The sequence below is a fragment of the Paenibacillus sp. CB74 genome, assembly GCF_055687625.1.
The window spans coordinates 3,776,239-3,791,200 of sequence record NZ_CM146009.1 but is presented as its reverse complement, the minus strand read 5'-3'; the positions used below and the strand labels follow the sequence as shown (position 1 = coordinate 3,791,200).

At 46.7% G+C, this 14,962-nt stretch carries 14 protein-coding genes; 8 read left to right on the top strand and 6 right to left on the bottom strand.

What is annotated here, in order from left to right; all coding sequences use genetic code 11:
- The first annotated feature begins 9 nt into the window (after positions 1–9).
- Positions 10–1,110, top strand: coding sequence for a DUF1648 domain-containing protein (locus tag ACX9NY_RS16945; RefSeq protein WP_472473932.1), 1,101 nt, complete (start codon positions 10–12; stop codon positions 1,108–1,110).
- Positions 1,111–1,160: 50 nt separating this feature from the next.
- On the top strand, positions 1,161–2,744 hold the full coding sequence (locus tag ACX9NY_RS16940; RefSeq protein WP_472473930.1) for an alpha/beta hydrolase family protein: 1,584 nt from the start codon (positions 1,161–1,163) through the stop codon (positions 2,742–2,744).
- A 97-nt stretch (positions 2,745–2,841) separates the two neighbouring features.
- On the opposite strand, the gene ACX9NY_RS16935 is transcribed toward ACX9NY_RS16940, so the two are convergent.
- Positions 2,842–4,200: a hemolysin family protein gene (locus ACX9NY_RS16935; protein ID WP_339240298.1), complete on the bottom strand. Its 1,359-nt coding sequence runs from the start codon at positions 4,198–4,200 to the stop codon at positions 2,842–2,844.
- Positions 4,201–4,575: 375 nt separating this feature from the next.
- Between ACX9NY_RS16935 and cls the strand changes: the two genes are divergently transcribed.
- Both cls and ACX9NY_RS16925 read left to right on the top strand, forming a co-directional pair.
- Complete coding sequence (gene cls / locus ACX9NY_RS16930; protein WP_339259433.1) at positions 4,576–6,015, top strand: cardiolipin synthase; 1,440 nt, start codon at positions 4,576–4,578, stop codon at positions 6,013–6,015.
- Between the two features lie 349 nt (positions 6,016–6,364).
- A complete protein-coding gene (locus tag ACX9NY_RS16925) occupies positions 6,365–7,276 on the top strand; it encodes a YitT family protein (RefSeq protein ID WP_278296378.1) in 912 nt (303 codons plus the stop codon).
- 55 nt (positions 7,277–7,331) lie between these two features.
- On the opposite strand, the gene ligD is transcribed toward ACX9NY_RS16925, so the two are convergent.
- The 5 genes from ligD to ku form a co-directional block, all read right to left on the bottom strand.
- On the bottom strand, positions 7,332–8,222 hold the full coding sequence (gene ligD, locus ACX9NY_RS16920; protein ID WP_339259435.1) for a non-homologous end-joining DNA ligase: 891 nt from the start codon (positions 8,220–8,222) through the stop codon (positions 7,332–7,334).
- A gap of 39 nt (positions 8,223–8,261) precedes the next feature.
- The gene (locus ACX9NY_RS16915) at positions 8,262–9,212 is read right to left on the bottom strand and encodes an ATP-dependent DNA ligase (RefSeq protein ID WP_472473927.1); all 951 of its coding nucleotides are present in this window, start codon (positions 9,210–9,212) and stop codon (positions 8,262–8,264) included.
- 54 nt (positions 9,213–9,266) lie between these two features.
- Positions 9,267–10,364, bottom strand: a complete 1,098-nt coding sequence (locus ACX9NY_RS16910; protein ID WP_442031364.1) for a GerAB/ArcD/ProY family transporter — start codon at positions 10,362–10,364, stop codon at positions 9,267–9,269.
- A 182-nt stretch (positions 10,365–10,546) separates the two neighbouring features.
- Complete coding sequence (locus ACX9NY_RS16905) at positions 10,547–11,416, bottom strand: VOC family protein (RefSeq protein ID WP_472473925.1); 870 nt, start codon at positions 11,414–11,416, stop codon at positions 10,547–10,549.
- Positions 11,417–11,685: 269 nt separating this feature from the next.
- Positions 11,686–12,597: a non-homologous end joining protein Ku gene (ku, locus tag ACX9NY_RS16900; RefSeq protein ID WP_339240307.1), complete on the bottom strand. Its 912-nt coding sequence runs from the start codon at positions 12,595–12,597 to the stop codon at positions 11,686–11,688.
- A 226-nt stretch (positions 12,598–12,823) separates the two neighbouring features.
- On the opposite strand from ku, the gene ACX9NY_RS16895 reads away from it, so the two are divergent.
- The 4 genes from ACX9NY_RS16895 (at position 12,824) to tsaB (ending at position 14,824) form a co-directional block, all read left to right on the top strand.
- The gene (locus ACX9NY_RS16895; protein WP_339240309.1) at positions 12,824–13,120 is read left to right on the top strand and encodes a hypothetical protein; all 297 of its coding nucleotides are present in this window, start codon (positions 12,824–12,826) and stop codon (positions 13,118–13,120) included.
- Positions 13,121–13,124: 4 nt separating this feature from the next.
- Positions 13,125–13,301 (top strand): H-type small acid-soluble spore protein, encoded by a 177-nt coding sequence (locus ACX9NY_RS16890; RefSeq protein WP_026081228.1) that lies wholly within the window; start codon positions 13,125–13,127, stop codon positions 13,299–13,301.
- A gap of 189 nt (positions 13,302–13,490) precedes the next feature.
- Complete coding sequence (gene tsaE / locus ACX9NY_RS16885; protein ID WP_472473923.1) at positions 13,491–13,973, top strand: tRNA (adenosine(37)-N6)-threonylcarbamoyltransferase complex ATPase subunit type 1 TsaE; 483 nt, start codon at positions 13,491–13,493, stop codon at positions 13,971–13,973.
- Between the two features lie 2 nt (positions 13,974–13,975).
- Positions 13,976–14,824 carry a tRNA (adenosine(37)-N6)-threonylcarbamoyltransferase complex dimerization subunit type 1 TsaB gene (tsaB, locus tag ACX9NY_RS16880; protein WP_446723778.1) on the top strand — a complete coding sequence of 283 codons (849 nt, stop codon included), beginning with the start codon at positions 13,976–13,978 and terminating at the stop codon, positions 14,822–14,824.
- Positions 14,825–14,962 lie beyond the last annotated feature (138 nt).

The following is a 14,962-nucleotide window of genomic DNA, read 5'->3' as shown; positions in this document are numbered from 1 at the left end:
GTGTTATGTATGCAACTATTTAGTATATTGCCTATCATTTTAATCTTTGCTCCATTAGCCCTACTTTTATCCTTTGCACCTTATGTGACAAGGGAAACCATCAGCTTTGGGGTTACGGTAAGTCAATATAATTACTACACACCGGTCTTACGTAAGCTCCGGAGAACGTTTACCACAGTAAGTCTGATCGGAAACGGTCTGATTATTCTTGCCTGTCTGTATGTACTCCGATCTGCCAATGAAGAGTCTACCGCAATGATCACCGGTGTTTGCACCATGATATTCATTGTGTACTGGTCCGCACTACACATAGTATTTCATTTCAAGATGAAAAAGATAAAAGAAACACTTACAACTGTAGAAGCACCTCAAAGGGTTAAAATCGACACCACCTTCCGCCAAAATAAACTCACCTATTCCAACTATTGGTTTCTCGTTCACATAGCTATTATTGTAGCCATTGCGATCATTACAATCTTGAATTATAACGCACTGCCTAACGTCATTCCGATGAAATATGATCTTCAGGGCAATGTCACTTCCAGTGTGCCCAAAACCTATCTTTCGGTACTGGCTATTAACCTTGTACAGCTAGGTATCATTGCACTGATGATGTTGGTGAACTGGAGTATTAAAACAAGCAAACAACAGCTTGCTCCATCTAATCCTGCCCAATTTGCTGCTGATCATATCCGATTCCGCCGTAAGTGGTCTCTATTTACGATCATAACAGGCTTGCTTCTTACCATCTTATTTGCCTTCATTCAGATAAATATGTTCGTTCCTAATCAGGTCTTGTTAACAGCGATTAGTCTGATCACCTCAGTGGGGATCTTATTAGGTGCTATTTTATTGTCTCTCACAGGCAGACAAGGCGGTGGGAAAATTAGGAATCATCAGGAAGATCGCGAACGGTCCAAGGAGCAGCCTGTGAATGATGATGATTATTGGAAGCTTGGCTTTATTTACTTCAATGCCAATGATCCTTCTTTTACCGTAGAAAAACGTTATGGCATAGGCTGGACGATTAACTTTGCTCGTCCACTATCTTGGGTCCTAGTGTTACTCATTATTGCTATTGTTGTTTTAAGCAGAGTTCTGAGCCAATAAAGGCTCATAGACTATGCATATTATAAAAATGATTTGGAGGAAATATGACCATGACCAATTGGAAAAAGCTACTCCTGTCTCTTAGTTTCGTATGTCTCATCTTGCCAGTGACATCGATCTCAGCAGCTGCTGAAGAACAAGCTGGGAATGAAAATCTGGTTCCTATTCGTGAGATTGCAGAACAGAATGGTGCAGAGGTATCTTGGCAACAAAAAACAGGACAGATCACGATACGCAAAAATGAACTTATCATTGTAGTTAAGGTAGGGGAGAAACAGGCGATAGTGAATGGGCAAGTCGTACCCATAAGCAATCCTGTTCGGTTAACGAAAGGGGTTACCTTCATGGATGAAGGATTTCTTAACGAGACTTTGAAGACATCAACTGAGGATCGGTTCATTTCACTTATAAGTGAGGGCAATGGCAAGGAAGCTGCGAAGTATGTTCATAGCTCTGTGAGTGGAGTGTTGTCTCCTACGTTGTTGAGTCAGTTATGGACAGCATTAGAAGGACAAAATGGTAAAATCACAAATAAAGCCATAGCTAAACACGTAGAAAATAACACCGTGCATCGCAATGTCACCTACACGTTCAAGACAGAGCTTACTCGTATTAATATTACGGTCAGAATGAATGATAATGGACTTGTGGATGACTTGCATATTGCCGCCGCTACTCCAGATGTGTATCAAAAACCAAGCTACGACGACCCATCTGCGTACATAGAACAAGACATAACGGTGGGTCAGGGCGATTTAGCTTTACCAGGAACATTAACATTGCCCAAAGGAGAGGGTCCTTTCCCGGTTGTCATTCTGGTACACGGTTCTGGGCCTAGCAATCGAGACGCTGCCATTGGTGGGGCGAAGCCATTCCGTGATCTTGCGGTAGGTTTAGCTTCACAAGGCGTTGCCGTATTGAGATACGATAAGGTCACGTATGAGCATACCTATAAGGTCGCTTCACAGCCTAAATTCACGTTAAAACAAGAAAGTGTAGATCAGGTAGCCGATGCAGTAGATTTGCTTAAAAAGAATTCAAATATTGATCCTACAGCCATTTTTGTGGCTGGACATAGTCAAGGCGGGTTTGCAGTACCGTTAATCATTGCTGACGATAAGCAGCATGATCTTGCAGGGAGCATTCTGCTTGCTGCGCCAAGTAGCAGCTTTGCGGATGTGCTTATCGAGCAGCAGGACGAATTGGTAGACCGGATGGAGCGGCTAGGTTTAGACACGAAGATCATCAAAGAACAAGCTGCTTTTTATAAAAATGCTGCTGCGATCGTCAAAGATCCTCAATACTCTATGGATCATCTTCCTGAGGCATTTCCACTCCAACCTGCTTATTGGTGGTTTGAGCAGAGAGATTATGTGCCTGCGGAATTGGCTAAAACACAAAATACTCCTATGCTTGTTATACAAGGCGAAAACGATGTGCAAGTGTCTATGGATCAGTTCCAAACCTGGAAATCGGCTCTTCAAGGTCATTCCAATGTAACGTACAATAGCTATCCAAAGGTAAATCATCTTTTATCCAGCTATGATGGACTTTCGATTGGTCAAGAGTACGCTGAGCCGTCTAATGTCTCCAAAGCCATTATCGATGATATAGCGAATTGGGTATTAAAATGACATGGAGAAGAGTAACACATTGAGCCTAAAATAATATAAAAGAGGAGCACTTGCCAATGTAGGCAGCTGCTCCTCTTTTTTTGTTTATGAATGTGCTTTATTTAACCCGATTGGACTCTTTGTCGTCTTCATCGGTGTAATCAGACATCGTCAATGGTTCCTTGGGGACAATGGCCACTTTGTAGAACCGATTCTTGTCTTTTTCCAGCAAAACAAAAGTAAGATTCTCGAACTCATATTCTTCCTGTTCGTTCATCTCGGGACGATGACTGTAGAGCCATCCACCAATGGTGTCCCACTCATCTGCATCCAGGCTGGACATAAACATGTCGTTCACCTTCGATAAGGAAACCTTACCATCCATAATGACATAGTTCTCATTGATGACCTGAATATCTTCCACTTCGTCTGCGTCGAACTCATCGCGGATCTCACCGACAATCTGTTCAAGCACATCCTCGATGGTTACAATTCCGGATGTTCCTCCATATTCATCCACCAGCACGGCGATGTGCACGCCATCCTTCTGCATTTTCTTGAGCAAGTCCTTTACAGGAGTTGTTTCGTGAACAGCGGATACAGGCTGAATCAGGGAAGACAGATCGACAGGCTCATCATTTCCGTATAGTTCCAGGAAGAATTGCTTCGTATTAATGATACCGATAATATCGTCTTTGCTCTCATTAACTACTGGAAAACGGGTATACTGTTCTTCACGAATAATCTCCAGGTTTTCCTCATTCGTTCTATTTACATAAAGGCAGACCATATCGGTCCGGGGTACCATGATTTCTTTGGCTAACATCTCATCAAAAGCAAAAATCCGGCTTACATAACCGAACTCGGCTTGGTTTATTTTACCGTTTTCGAAGCTTTCATTAATAATGATCTGCAACTCTTCTTCAGAGTGAGCATCTTCGTGCTCGGAAGCAGGTTTGATTCCGAACAGTTTCACCAGTTGGTTCGCTGAGCCGTTTAACAGCCAGATAAAAGGATACATAATTCGGTTAAACCAGATGATAGGTGTAGACGTCAGCAGGGCTACAGTCTCTGCTTTGCGGATTGCAATCGTTTTTGGAGCAAGTTCACCAACCACAACATGCAGATACGTGATGGAAGCAAACGCAATAACAAATGATAAGAATGAAGAAACCGCCTCAGGAATTTGCAAGCTTTCGAACACAGGGTGGAGAATCTTCTCTACCGTCGGTTCACCCAACCAGCCCAGTCCCAGAGAGGTAATCGTGATGCCGAGCTGGCAGGCGGACAAATATCCATCCAGATTGGCAACGGCTTGTTTCACAGCCAGCGCACGCTTGTTTCCTTCTGCAATCATTTGGTCGATCCGGCTTGGACGAACCCGTACCAGAGCGAACTCCACTGCAACAAAAAACGCCGAAAGTCCTATCAAAAACGCAACCAATATTAAATTTAACGCATACCTCTCACTGTCCATTCACTACTGTTCTCCTTTAAGTAATAAGTTTTTAACGAGTATTATATCTAATTTTACGTAAGAAGACCACCTTCTCATGAAGAAAAGAGGAAGAGTCTGGAAGGGACGATGAGCAAATTGGCGCTGCAATGCGGTTCTGTATCATGATTAATCTGATATGTAGAAGGTAACACAGTCATAATATACAACCTGTGATGAGATATTCCGATTACCAGAATCAAGTATGCGGTCTGCTTATGTAAAGTTTTATCTAAGCAAACGTTACGAATAGGGGCTACATTGGGTATCTATGATTAGCTGTATGCATAATCGTCAAAGCTGTGTAAGTGAGAGAACGGCAAGGTCATGAAGCTTGCCACCTAAGGAGGAAGCCGAATGTTCTGGCTGGTCATTATATTAGTCGTATTTATTTTTCAGGCAGCCACGATTCTTTTGCTGGAATTTCGGAATCCGGCTAAAGCTGTGGCTTGGCTGTTTATTTTGTTCTGCGTGCCTTTGATCGGTTTTGTAGTGTATTATTTCGTGGCGCAGGATTATAACAAACGAAAAAAACTCCGCAAGGGTGGATCGCGAATCTTCCGTGAAATGAAGGAAACGATCTGGAAACAAGCCCACATCATCGGGGATGTTGAACAGATGCCTGGCGATCGTTTCAGCCATCAACATCGATTGTTTAACCTGTTAACCCATCTGTCGGAGAGCCCGATCACGGGTTGTAACCACAGTACGGTACTCACCAATGGTGAAGAGGCATTTGCGGCAATGCTGAGAGAAATGAAAAAAGCAAAGCACCATCTTCATGTGGAATTTTATATTTTTCGTGATGATGTCATCAGCACCATGTTTCAGGATGTCATGATTCGTAAGGCGCAAGAGGGAGTGAAGGTTCGGTTTATCTGCGACGGTCTCGGCAGCCACAAGATGAGTGGAAGCTTTATCCGCAAACTTCAGGATGCTGGTGTGGAATTCCATTATTTTCTCCCACCGCTGATCGCTACGATTGACCGCAGAGTGAACTACCGGAACCACCGCAAAATTGTTGTTGTGGATGGACGGGTTGGCTTTGTGGGCGGTATTAACGTAGGTGATGATTATCTTGGACAATATCCAGAGGTAGGTTTCTGGCGGGATACACATGTGCAGATTGAGGGAGACGCTGTATACTTTCTGCAAAGTACGTTCCTTAATGACTGGAAACTGGCTGCTGGTGAGCGAATTACCGAACCCCAGCTTGCAGAATTATTTCCTCCGCATATCTGTAGCGGGGAAGAGCGAATTCAGATATTGGCTAGCGGACCGGATCAGGACTGGGATGCGATTCAGGAGATGTGTTTTGGGGCCATTTCGGTAGCTTGTGAACGGATCTACATTACCACACCTTATTTTATACCTGATCCCGCACTATATGAGGCGCTCAAAACAGCTGCAGTCAGTGGCGTCGATGTGAGAATTATCATTCCGTATCAATCCGATTCAAAACTCGTACACCTGGCGTCACTTTCTTATGTGGAGGAACTGTTGCGAGCAGGTGTGCAGTTTTTCCAATATCGCAAAGGTTTTGTACATGCCAAAGTGATGATTGTAGATGAGTTGCTCGCTACAGTCGGAACAGCCAACATGGATATGCGCAGTTTTTTCTGCAATTTCGAGTTGACGGCGGTCCTGTTCGAATCCTCTGCGATTCAGCGTTTGATGAATGACTTTGAACGTGATCTCGGGGAATGCAGTCAGATCGATGGGAAGGTATTTCAGAAGCGTTCACGGGGACAAAAAGGCGCAGAAATGCTTTCTCGGATGCTTTCTCCGCTTCTTTAGCCGATTTAGGACAGATTTCTGAAGATAAGTTCACTTTTTGTGAATTTATCTTCTTTTTGCTTAGTATTTTGCGCAAATTTGATCTTTTATGATATAATAGATATATAAATCATGTCTTGGCGAAGGAGGGGAGTCTGCGGGAAAACAGGCTCCCTTTTGCTCTCTTTTGAAAGTACAAACCGGGATGAAGAACATTTTGAATCCATTTTATATCGCCTTTAGATGCTTGTGCTTGTATGGCCAGGGTACATGTAGAACGCAGTTTGCTGTTTTCTATATGTCGATTCACCCTGAGTATTTAAATGATTTATAAAATGGATTCACACACTGATTTAACGGGGGGGATACCATGTCCAATGTAACGGTGAAAGAACTAACAGCCAAGCAAGCTGACCGCGGGGTCAAAAGCTCGGTGTTTACTTTAAAGCTGCTGCAACGTATTGTGATGATTCTGATCGGTGCTGCACTAATGGCTGTATCGCTTGAAGTATTTCTCGTACCGAATGGTGTTATTGATGGTGGGATTACGGGGATTTCAATTATGGTGTCAGAGCTTACACATCTGCCACTCGGCGTATTCCTGACCTTGCTCAACTTGCCGTTCCTGATTCTGGGTTACAAGCAGATTGGTAAAACATTTGCGTTATCCACATTGCTGGGGATCGTGGTCATGTCCATCGGGACTTCGTTATTGCACCATGTTCCTGCATTAACACCGGGTGAGCCTTTGCTGGGAGCAGTTTTTGGCGGATTGATTCTGGGTGTGGGTGTTGGACTCGTTATTCGGTCTGGCGGTTCACTGGACGGTACGGAGATTGTGGCTATCCTGCTTAGTGAGAAGTCACCGTTGTCTGTAGGACAGATTGTATTGTTCATTAACGTATTTATTTTCGCAGGTGCAGGATTTGTATTCGGTTGGCCGAATGCCCTGTATTCCATGATTGCATATTATATTGCGATGAAGATGATTGATATCGTGAATGAGGGACTGGATCAGTCCAAATCGGTATGGATCATTAGTGAGAAGTATCGTGATATCGGTTCAGCCCTGACAGACCGTCTTGGTCGTGGTGTAACTTTCCTAGATGGCGAGGGTGGATTCAGCGGGGACGAGAAAAAGATCATCTTTGTTGTCATTACCCGCTTGGAAGAAGCCAAACTCAAGTCCATCGTTGAAGATTGGGACCCGCAAGCTTTTGTGGCGATCGGTAACATTCACGACGTGAAGGGCGGACGTTTCAAGAAAAAAGGTATCCATTAGCGATTTATCCACGCATATATGATAATAGCCGACTCCCTTGTGATAAGGGGGTCGGCTATTTTTTCTTCAAATGCTTGAGAATGAGTTCAACCGGTTGCGGCTCGACGGCTGCGATCAAATCTCCGATATCATTCAGGCGCTCCACAATGTTCATCAGATGGTAATCCTGGATGGAGACGTTGTTTCGAACCTCATCCCAGGTAAGTGGCGTAGATACGGTGGCTCCTGATTTGGCACGAGGTGTATAGGGGGCCGCAAGGGTCTTGCCACCATAATGCTGGAGGTAGTCAAAATATATGCGGTCTCCACGATCCTTTTTGAGTCGTTCCAGTGTGAACAGATCGGGGTGCTTCTGCGTGACATATTTGCCAACAAAATAACCGATATCCCGCAACTCATCAAAGGTTACACCTTGCACAATAGGAACGATAATCTGAACGCCGGTTGCCCCTGAAGTTTTGGGAATGGACCTCAGACCAAGAGAAGTCAAGGTTTCTCCAACGATGAGTGCAGCCTGCATGATCCGTGGCTCATGTTCCTGAGAGGGGTCCAGATCAATCATCCATTCACAGGGCAGCAGGCTTCCGACAGCATGAAGAGAAGGATGGAATTCAAGTGCAGCCAGGTTGCCGAGCCACAATAATTCAGGCAGTCCATTCATTACCACATAACGGATGCCATCGTGTACTTCAGTCCGAACATAATCCGGGACGGGTTCGGGGGCATTCTTTTGGTAGAAAAATGTCCCTCCCGCTCCATGGGGGTATCTTATGGTGGTTAATAGTCGATTGCTTGTATATGTGAGCAGATATGGAGCTAAAGCTGCCAGCTTTTGCAGATAGATTGCTTTGGTGACACCTGCTTCCGGCCATAACAGCTTGTCCGGGTTCGTAACGGTTAGCTCTGTGCCTTCTATTATGATGGTTCCTTGAATCTTAGGGGCCACACCGAACACCTCCTATACGTAATCTATATACGAACTCATTCATTGAAGAAGCTGATTCGCCAGGCAATCCTCACGGGTTACCTCTGCGAAGGTCTGAATACTGGGATGGCGTAGTGTGCGATGATGCGTCAGTTCCATATATTGCACTTTGACACCTATTCGTGGTTCTACCCAGGTGGTTTCCGCACTGCGTTCGGGTACATTATGGAACGGTCGGTCCTGCCTAATCAGAGGCTCAACCTGATGGGTGAGTTCACGCCAAGTATTGGAGTTCAGCTTGCCTGTCCCGACATGACCAATATAGACAAAGTTAGGCCCATCATATACGCCAACCGCGATGGCGTTCACAATACCGCTTCGGTACGTGACACCCCCGATCATGGCATATACATCATGCATGATTTTGACCTTCTGCCAGCGCTGATCCTTACCCTGTACGCCATAAGTGCTGGTGAGATCCTTGCAGACGATGCCTTCCATCTGATGCTGTCTCATGACCGTAAGCAGGGATGCGGCATCAAGTGTATTGGTAACCTCCTGAACATGGGGAGCGCTGTTAAGAACCTCGTGCAACAGGCGCTGTCGATCTGCCAAAGGCTGATCCGTCACCCATTGTCCCTCATAGAACAGGATATCAAATACCATATACGTGACCGGAATCTGATGTATGGCTTGGGCGATGCCTTCCGGTCTGCTCATGCGATCCCGCCGCAGAACGTGATAAAACGAAGGTTTGCCGGTGTCCGGGTCCAGTGCAATTACTTCTCCATCCAAGATATAGGATGCTCCTGAACATAAATTACGTGGTGTGACCAACTCGGGATACTGTGCGGTTCGATCATGTAACCTGCGATTCACCAGGCGAAGCTCATGCCCGTCCTCATAAGCAAGCATACGGACTCCATCCCACTTGATTTGTGCAATCCATTGAGGTCCTGTGGGCAAGGTATCCCTGGAGATGGGTTCGAACGGAATCAGGGGTTTGAACATGGGGGAACTCCTTCCTCGCCCTAATGATCCGGCGCAGGTTCATTCAGAATTTTGTTATATTTTTTGGAAGCGGGACTTCATATGATGCACCAGAATGAGCAGTAACGGAAGTGCAATACCACAGGTCAGATCCCAATCAATCCAATAGGGAATGATGACCTTGAGATAAAAGGTCTCGTTCGGAGCGATTAGAATAGACATGGCGAGAATAAGCATGGAACCCGGCAGGATCAGAGAACGGTGACTGGACAAGTGAAACAGGTGAGCGACGCCCAGGATAAAACCGTAGAAGAACAGAGCAGCTTTGAAGAAAACAGCAATAATCCAGACCGATGTTATGAAGGCTTCGACGCGTTGCATAAAGTTTCCGATATTGATCTTCTGTGAAAGGTTGAATGAAGCGAACCAGTGATGCTGCGTCATCCATGGTCCCATAACGAACAGACACATACTTAGCGTCAATGTGAGTAACAATCCACCAATCATGCCAGCGAACAGAATGTCCTTTTGCAGATGGGGCTCATCTTTCGTGTAGGGAAAAAGCATCATGAAGATGCACAACTCGCAGTAAGGATAGGTGAGTACAGCAACAAAACCTTTGAATGGATCAAGAAAGCCTTGTGCAAGCACAGGTTGGATGTTAGCTATACGTATATGGGGGATTAGAAATACCGTCAGAAAAAGCAGAAACAACACGATTAGAGGAAGAAAGACCTCAGCAGTCTTACCAATGCTCTCCAGACCGGAAAGAAGCCCCCAGACAAGCGCACACATAAAAACCAAATGAAGGATCATTAATGGAGATTCCGGCAAGATCTGGGTAGACATAAAATCGCCAATCTCCCTAATGAACGTTGAGGTGCTGATTAGGAAATAAAAAATATAAAAAGAACCAAACAACGTCCCGATCCAGGGTCCCAATGTTCGAAGGGCATTTTGAATCAGATTCAGCCGGGGATGCGTTCTGTAGGCAACAAGCATAATGAAGAGTATTCCAAGGCCCCCTGCGACTCCCAACAAGGCTGATAACCAGGCATCCTGATGAGCATAGGATGTGATCATGGAAGGGAAGACGAGAATTTGCTCCCCGATGGTGCACAGGAACATAAGTGAAGCGAGCTGTCTAACAGTCAAACGTCCCTTTTCGATCATGAGGTATCTCCTTAACAGATCATGTCTATGTATTGGTTAGAATGCACCAATTGTGCCAGTTTTATAAAAGCCAACGTAAAAAGCCCGTGCAGCCGATCTCTCTGTGATGTAGAGAAATCAGTTACCCGGGCTTATTAACATGTGGTTAAGCAATCATATTGTATTGTAACGGCTACATAGAATCAGTTCGCAGTTGTCAGACGTATACGAATATTCTGTGGGTCTACCGTAAACCAAGTGTCCTCTACTGGTGTAACGACTGCACCGGATTGACGTAATTGTTCAAGTGCCTGTTCCAATTGTTCCTTGGTGGCGTACACAATGGTGAAGTAATCAATTCCTGTAGCGTTATCTGGATTGACAGGTGCATTCACTCCTGCCCAGATATTGAGTCCCAGATGATGATGATAGCCGCCTGCGGATACAAATAGTGCTGACATGTTGGCGAAGTTACCCACGATATCAAAACCGAGTATGCCGGTGTAGAAGTTGCGGGCTTCTTCCAGGCTGCGGACGTGGAAATGAACGTGACCGATAACTGTGCCAGCAGGCAGACCTTGCCAAGGTTCATTCTCCGATATGGCAAACAGGCTTTCCACATCAACCGGATCACTTGCCATCACGTAGTTATTGTCGCTATCCCGTTTCCAGGTATCACGTGCACGGTCAGCATAGATCTCAATTCCGTTCTGATCAGGATCGGAGATATAGAAGGCTTCACTGACCAAGTGATCGCCTTGACCGATATCGATACCGGATGCAGCCAGATTACGAAGAGCGAGACCCAGGGACTTACGGTCAGGCAGCAGAATGGCGAAATGGTACAAGCCAGCGTGTGAGCGTTCCGGCAGGGTAATGCCATCCGTGAGCTCTTCCAATCGCAGCAGGGACTGTACACCGTCGGCTGTCAACGTAGCCACTTTGTCACTCCGCTCCAGTAATTTCAATCCAACTACATCGGTATAGAACTTAATCGAACGGTCCAGATTCATAATTCGGAGACTCACTTCACCCAGATGGGTTGTGGCAGGGATTTGATACGGCGTATTCATGATTGTTTCCTCCTGATAATAAATAATACGGGTTCTCGTTTGAATGTGTATATGCGTTGAAGATGAATTATTAGATTGCATGTTGTTAAAGCAGGATTGCAGAGTGACTGTATATTCATAAATAAGTTACTTTTCATAAGTTAATATAAAATATAAATCAGCTTTCGTCAATCGCATTTTACAAAAACAAAAAATCCGACTGTGAAGCCGGATTGGAGTAAATTTCATTACATGAGCAGATAACAAAATCGTTCTTGCCTTGACGACATTCAAACTTTTGGTTTGGGTGCTGCCTTTTTCCTTTTGGCTGGTGCAGGTGCATCGGATTCCCCTCCGGCAGCCGCCTGAGCGGACGTTTTTCGCGCTGCGCGTTTCTTCGGTTTGGCCGTTGTTGTCCCAGGGTCAGCCGGAATAGGTTTCACCGCCTCGATGCTTGCCTGTAAGGCAGCCATCAAATCCATCACATTAGCTTCAGGTTTGGCTGGAGCAATCTTGATTTCTTCGCCTGCCACTTTGTGCTGGATAAGATCAAGCAGTTTGTTGCGATAGTCATCGGTGTATTTACCAGGTTCAAAAGGCGTAGACAATTGATCAATCAACAGCTTTGCCATCGTGAGTTCCTTCTCATTCACGTTTTGCACTTCCGGCAAGTTGGGCACCTGGGAGACAGGACGAATCTCGTCCGGATAGAAAATCGTCTCCATGGAGAGGCAATCTTCCAACACGCGTATGGCAGCCAGACTGCTCTTGGAACGAATGGAGATTTTGGCGATGCCGATTTTGCCGGTATCCCGCATCGCGTTCATCAACAGCTGGTAGGCATTTCCCCCGGCCTGATCGGGCGAAAGATAATATGTTTTCTGAAAATAAATCGGGTCAATCTCAGTTAAGTCTACAAAATCAAGTATGGTGATGGTTTTGTTGGTGGAATCATTTAGCGCTTCTAATTCATCTTTTTCGAAGAGTACGAACTTTCCTTTTTCATATTCATAGCCTTTGGTGATCTCTTCCCATTTGACGTCCACTTCACAGGATGGACATTGGCGAACATAAGCGAGCGGGCTGCCGCAGACTTTATGGATATAGCGCATGGAGATGTCTTTGTCTTCGGTAGCCGAGAACATTTTGACAGGGACATGAACAAGGCCAAAACTGATTGCGCCTTTCCAGACGGTATGCATAGGTCGGCTCCTTTCGAAAGGGTGTTCAAAAATTCAGCTTTTAATTACCTCAGCCGAATGTCCGTTACTGAAAAACGGATTTGTTGAACACGGATTTATATTCAATAGTATGGGCATATGGCGCAAGGGATAATCGTCTTATGGACGAACGAATTCGTATGGTTCGACGAGACTCGGGGATGATAACAGAAGTGATCTCACAATGATTAAGCTGGGAGGTGCTGAAATGAAGAACAGACGGGATGAAGAGGAAGCACACAAGCATGCGTTTTCTCCGTATCCTCTTGCGGAAGCCGAAAGCGCAGAAGAATTCTATACACCCGCTACAGCTGTGAACTGGGAAGCGGTAACCTCAGAAAAATTGCCCCTTGATCGGGAGTCGTTCATGCTTGACATTGACCGGATGGTGAATGAAGGGTTAGGCGGGGGACAAGTTACGGACGATAACGGTTATATTGGTGAAAGTACAACAGATAGCATGGTTCGAGAATCACATGAGGATCCGGAAGGGGAGTATGAATAAGATGATGGATGCAAAGCGTGCCAAAGCGATATATGATTCCAAGGATACGATTGCCGTTACGCTGGAAGGAGATCCGGTCTGGATCGAGAACGTGGATGAAGCCAATGGTATGGCGACCGTTCAGGTTGGCAGCAGACCAGGAAATACCCAGACGGTACGTGTGGATCGCTTGGAGGAGTAAGTACAAGTAGCATATTGTTATTAAGCAATTCGAGAATGAATAAAAGCTGAATATATGTATTAACACAGCCGGTACCGGGAGGTGCCGGTTTTTGGTTTTTGCTAGGGTTGTTGCGGGGGAAGAAAGGGACCGATATAATAAGGTTCAAAGTGAACTCAGGCGGCTAGACCGCCAAAGGTGGGGCGAATATTGAATCAGGCGCACGAGCAGTGGGTGTTTTTATCCCATGGCATTGCAGATACAGAAGCACTCGCTTCCGCACTCGCCAGACAGGCAAACGCCGGCATGGTAATTGCTTTGAATGGTGATCTGGGTGCGGGTAAAACGGCATTTTCGCAGAAATTTGCCTGGCATTTGGGTGTACGTGATGTGGTGAGCAGTCCCACATTCACGCTAATCAAGGAGTACGAAGGGCGTCTGCCTTTATATCACATGGATGTATATCGCATATCGCTGGAAGAAGCGGATGAGCTTGGACTTGATGAATATTTCTATGGAGCCGGAGTCAGTCTGGTGGAGTGGTCTAGTATCATTCCCGAATTGCTGCCGCAAGAGCACTTGCATGTGCAGATTGAAACAACGGGCCTGGAGGATCGAACGATTACACTGGATGGGTACGGCGAGACTTATGCAGCCTTGTGCCGACAGTTCAGACAGAATGGGGTCAAATGATGATGGAAGATTTACAAAAAGAGCCGCGTCAGCGGTTTTTGGCGTTGGATACATCCACCGCAGTAATGGCTGCTGCGATGATGGAAGGTCATGCGCTTCTGGAAGAACGCAATGAACGGGCTGAGCGCAACCATTCGGTACACGTTGTACCGGTGATGGAACAGCTGCTGGCCGCCAGCAGCACACAGCCTGGCCAACTGGATGGCATTGCCGTTGGCGTTGGGCCAGGCTCGTACACGGGCATCCGCATTGCAGTGACCGCGGCGAAGACACTAGCCTGGGCATGGGACATCCCCGTAGCCGGGGTGTCCAGCCTTCAGGCCCTCGCCTGGGGCGGCTGGCACAGCGGCCTTGCCGCCAAGGCGGAAGCTGCGGCAGACGATGCCGCAGCAGGGGCTGGCGGAACGCCATCCGCGGACCAGGGCAGCACAGGTGCTGCCCCTGTCCACTGGATCGTTCCGCTTGTGGATGCAAGGCGCGGTCAAGCGTGCACCGCGCTGTTTGCCTCCGCCGGGAGCGATGCGCCCCGGCGTCTGGCGCCTGATGCCATCCGCAAGATGGACGGATGGCTGGAAGCCCTCGCCGCCCGAATGGCGGAGGCGGCGCCGGAAGAGCGGCCCGCAGCCGTCTGGTTCGTCGGCGAGACGGGCCCTCATGCTGCGGCAGCGGCGGAGCTTCGCTGTCCCGCAGGAACGGCGCTCCAGCTCGTACCTTATGAGCTGGAAGGCCGCTGGGTTGGGCGGCTTGGCGCCGCCGCGCTGCTTGCAGGTCAGCGTGATGACGTGCATGCGCTGGTGCCGAACTACACCCAGTTGTCTGAAGCGGAAGCCAATCTGCTGCGCAAAAGCTAAAAGAGGTTGTTCAAAAAGTCCACTTTTGATTACGAAGGATGCCTAGTGGCATCATCAGCATCGAATATGGAATTCAGCCGAAATAAGCGGGGGCTTACGAAGTATGTTTCCTTTGGAAACATTGTAGTTGCTCACGTA

Excerpts from the sequence above, each read along its gene's own strand:
- ACX9NY_RS16940 (WP_472473930.1), top strand. The coding sequence starts at position 1,161 with ATGACCAATTGGAAAAAGCTACTCCTGTCTCTTAGTTTCGTATGTCTC.
- ACX9NY_RS16935 (WP_339240298.1), bottom strand. The coding sequence starts at position 4,200 with ATGGACAGTGAGAGGTATGCGTTAAATTTAATATTGGTTGCGTTTTTG.
- ACX9NY_RS16895 (WP_339240309.1), top strand. The coding sequence starts at position 12,824 with ATGAAGAACAGACGGGATGAAGAGGAAGCACACAAGCATGCGTTTTCT.
- ACX9NY_RS16905 (WP_472473925.1), bottom strand. The coding sequence starts at position 11,416 with ATGAATACGCCGTATCAAATCCCTGCCACAACCCATCTGGGTGAAGTG.
- ku (WP_339240307.1), bottom strand. The coding sequence starts at position 12,597 with ATGCATACCGTCTGGAAAGGCGCAATCAGTTTTGGCCTTGTTCATGTC.
- ACX9NY_RS16890 (WP_026081228.1), top strand. The coding sequence starts at position 13,125 with ATGGATGCAAAGCGTGCCAAAGCGATATATGATTCCAAGGATACGATT.
- ACX9NY_RS16945 (WP_472473932.1), top strand. The coding sequence starts at position 10 with ATGCAACTATTTAGTATATTGCCTATCATTTTAATCTTTGCTCCATTA.
- cls (WP_339259433.1), top strand. The coding sequence starts at position 4,576 with ATGTTCTGGCTGGTCATTATATTAGTCGTATTTATTTTTCAGGCAGCC.
- ACX9NY_RS16915 (WP_472473927.1), bottom strand. The coding sequence starts at position 9,212 with ATGTTCAAACCCCTGATTCCGTTCGAACCCATCTCCAGGGATACCTTG.
- ACX9NY_RS16910 (WP_442031364.1), bottom strand. The coding sequence starts at position 10,364 with ATGATCGAAAAGGGACGTTTGACTGTTAGACAGCTCGCTTCACTTATG.
- tsaB (WP_446723778.1), top strand. The coding sequence starts at position 13,976 with ATGGAAGATTTACAAAAAGAGCCGCGTCAGCGGTTTTTGGCGTTGGAT.
- ACX9NY_RS16925 (WP_278296378.1), top strand. The coding sequence starts at position 6,365 with ATGTCCAATGTAACGGTGAAAGAACTAACAGCCAAGCAAGCTGACCGC.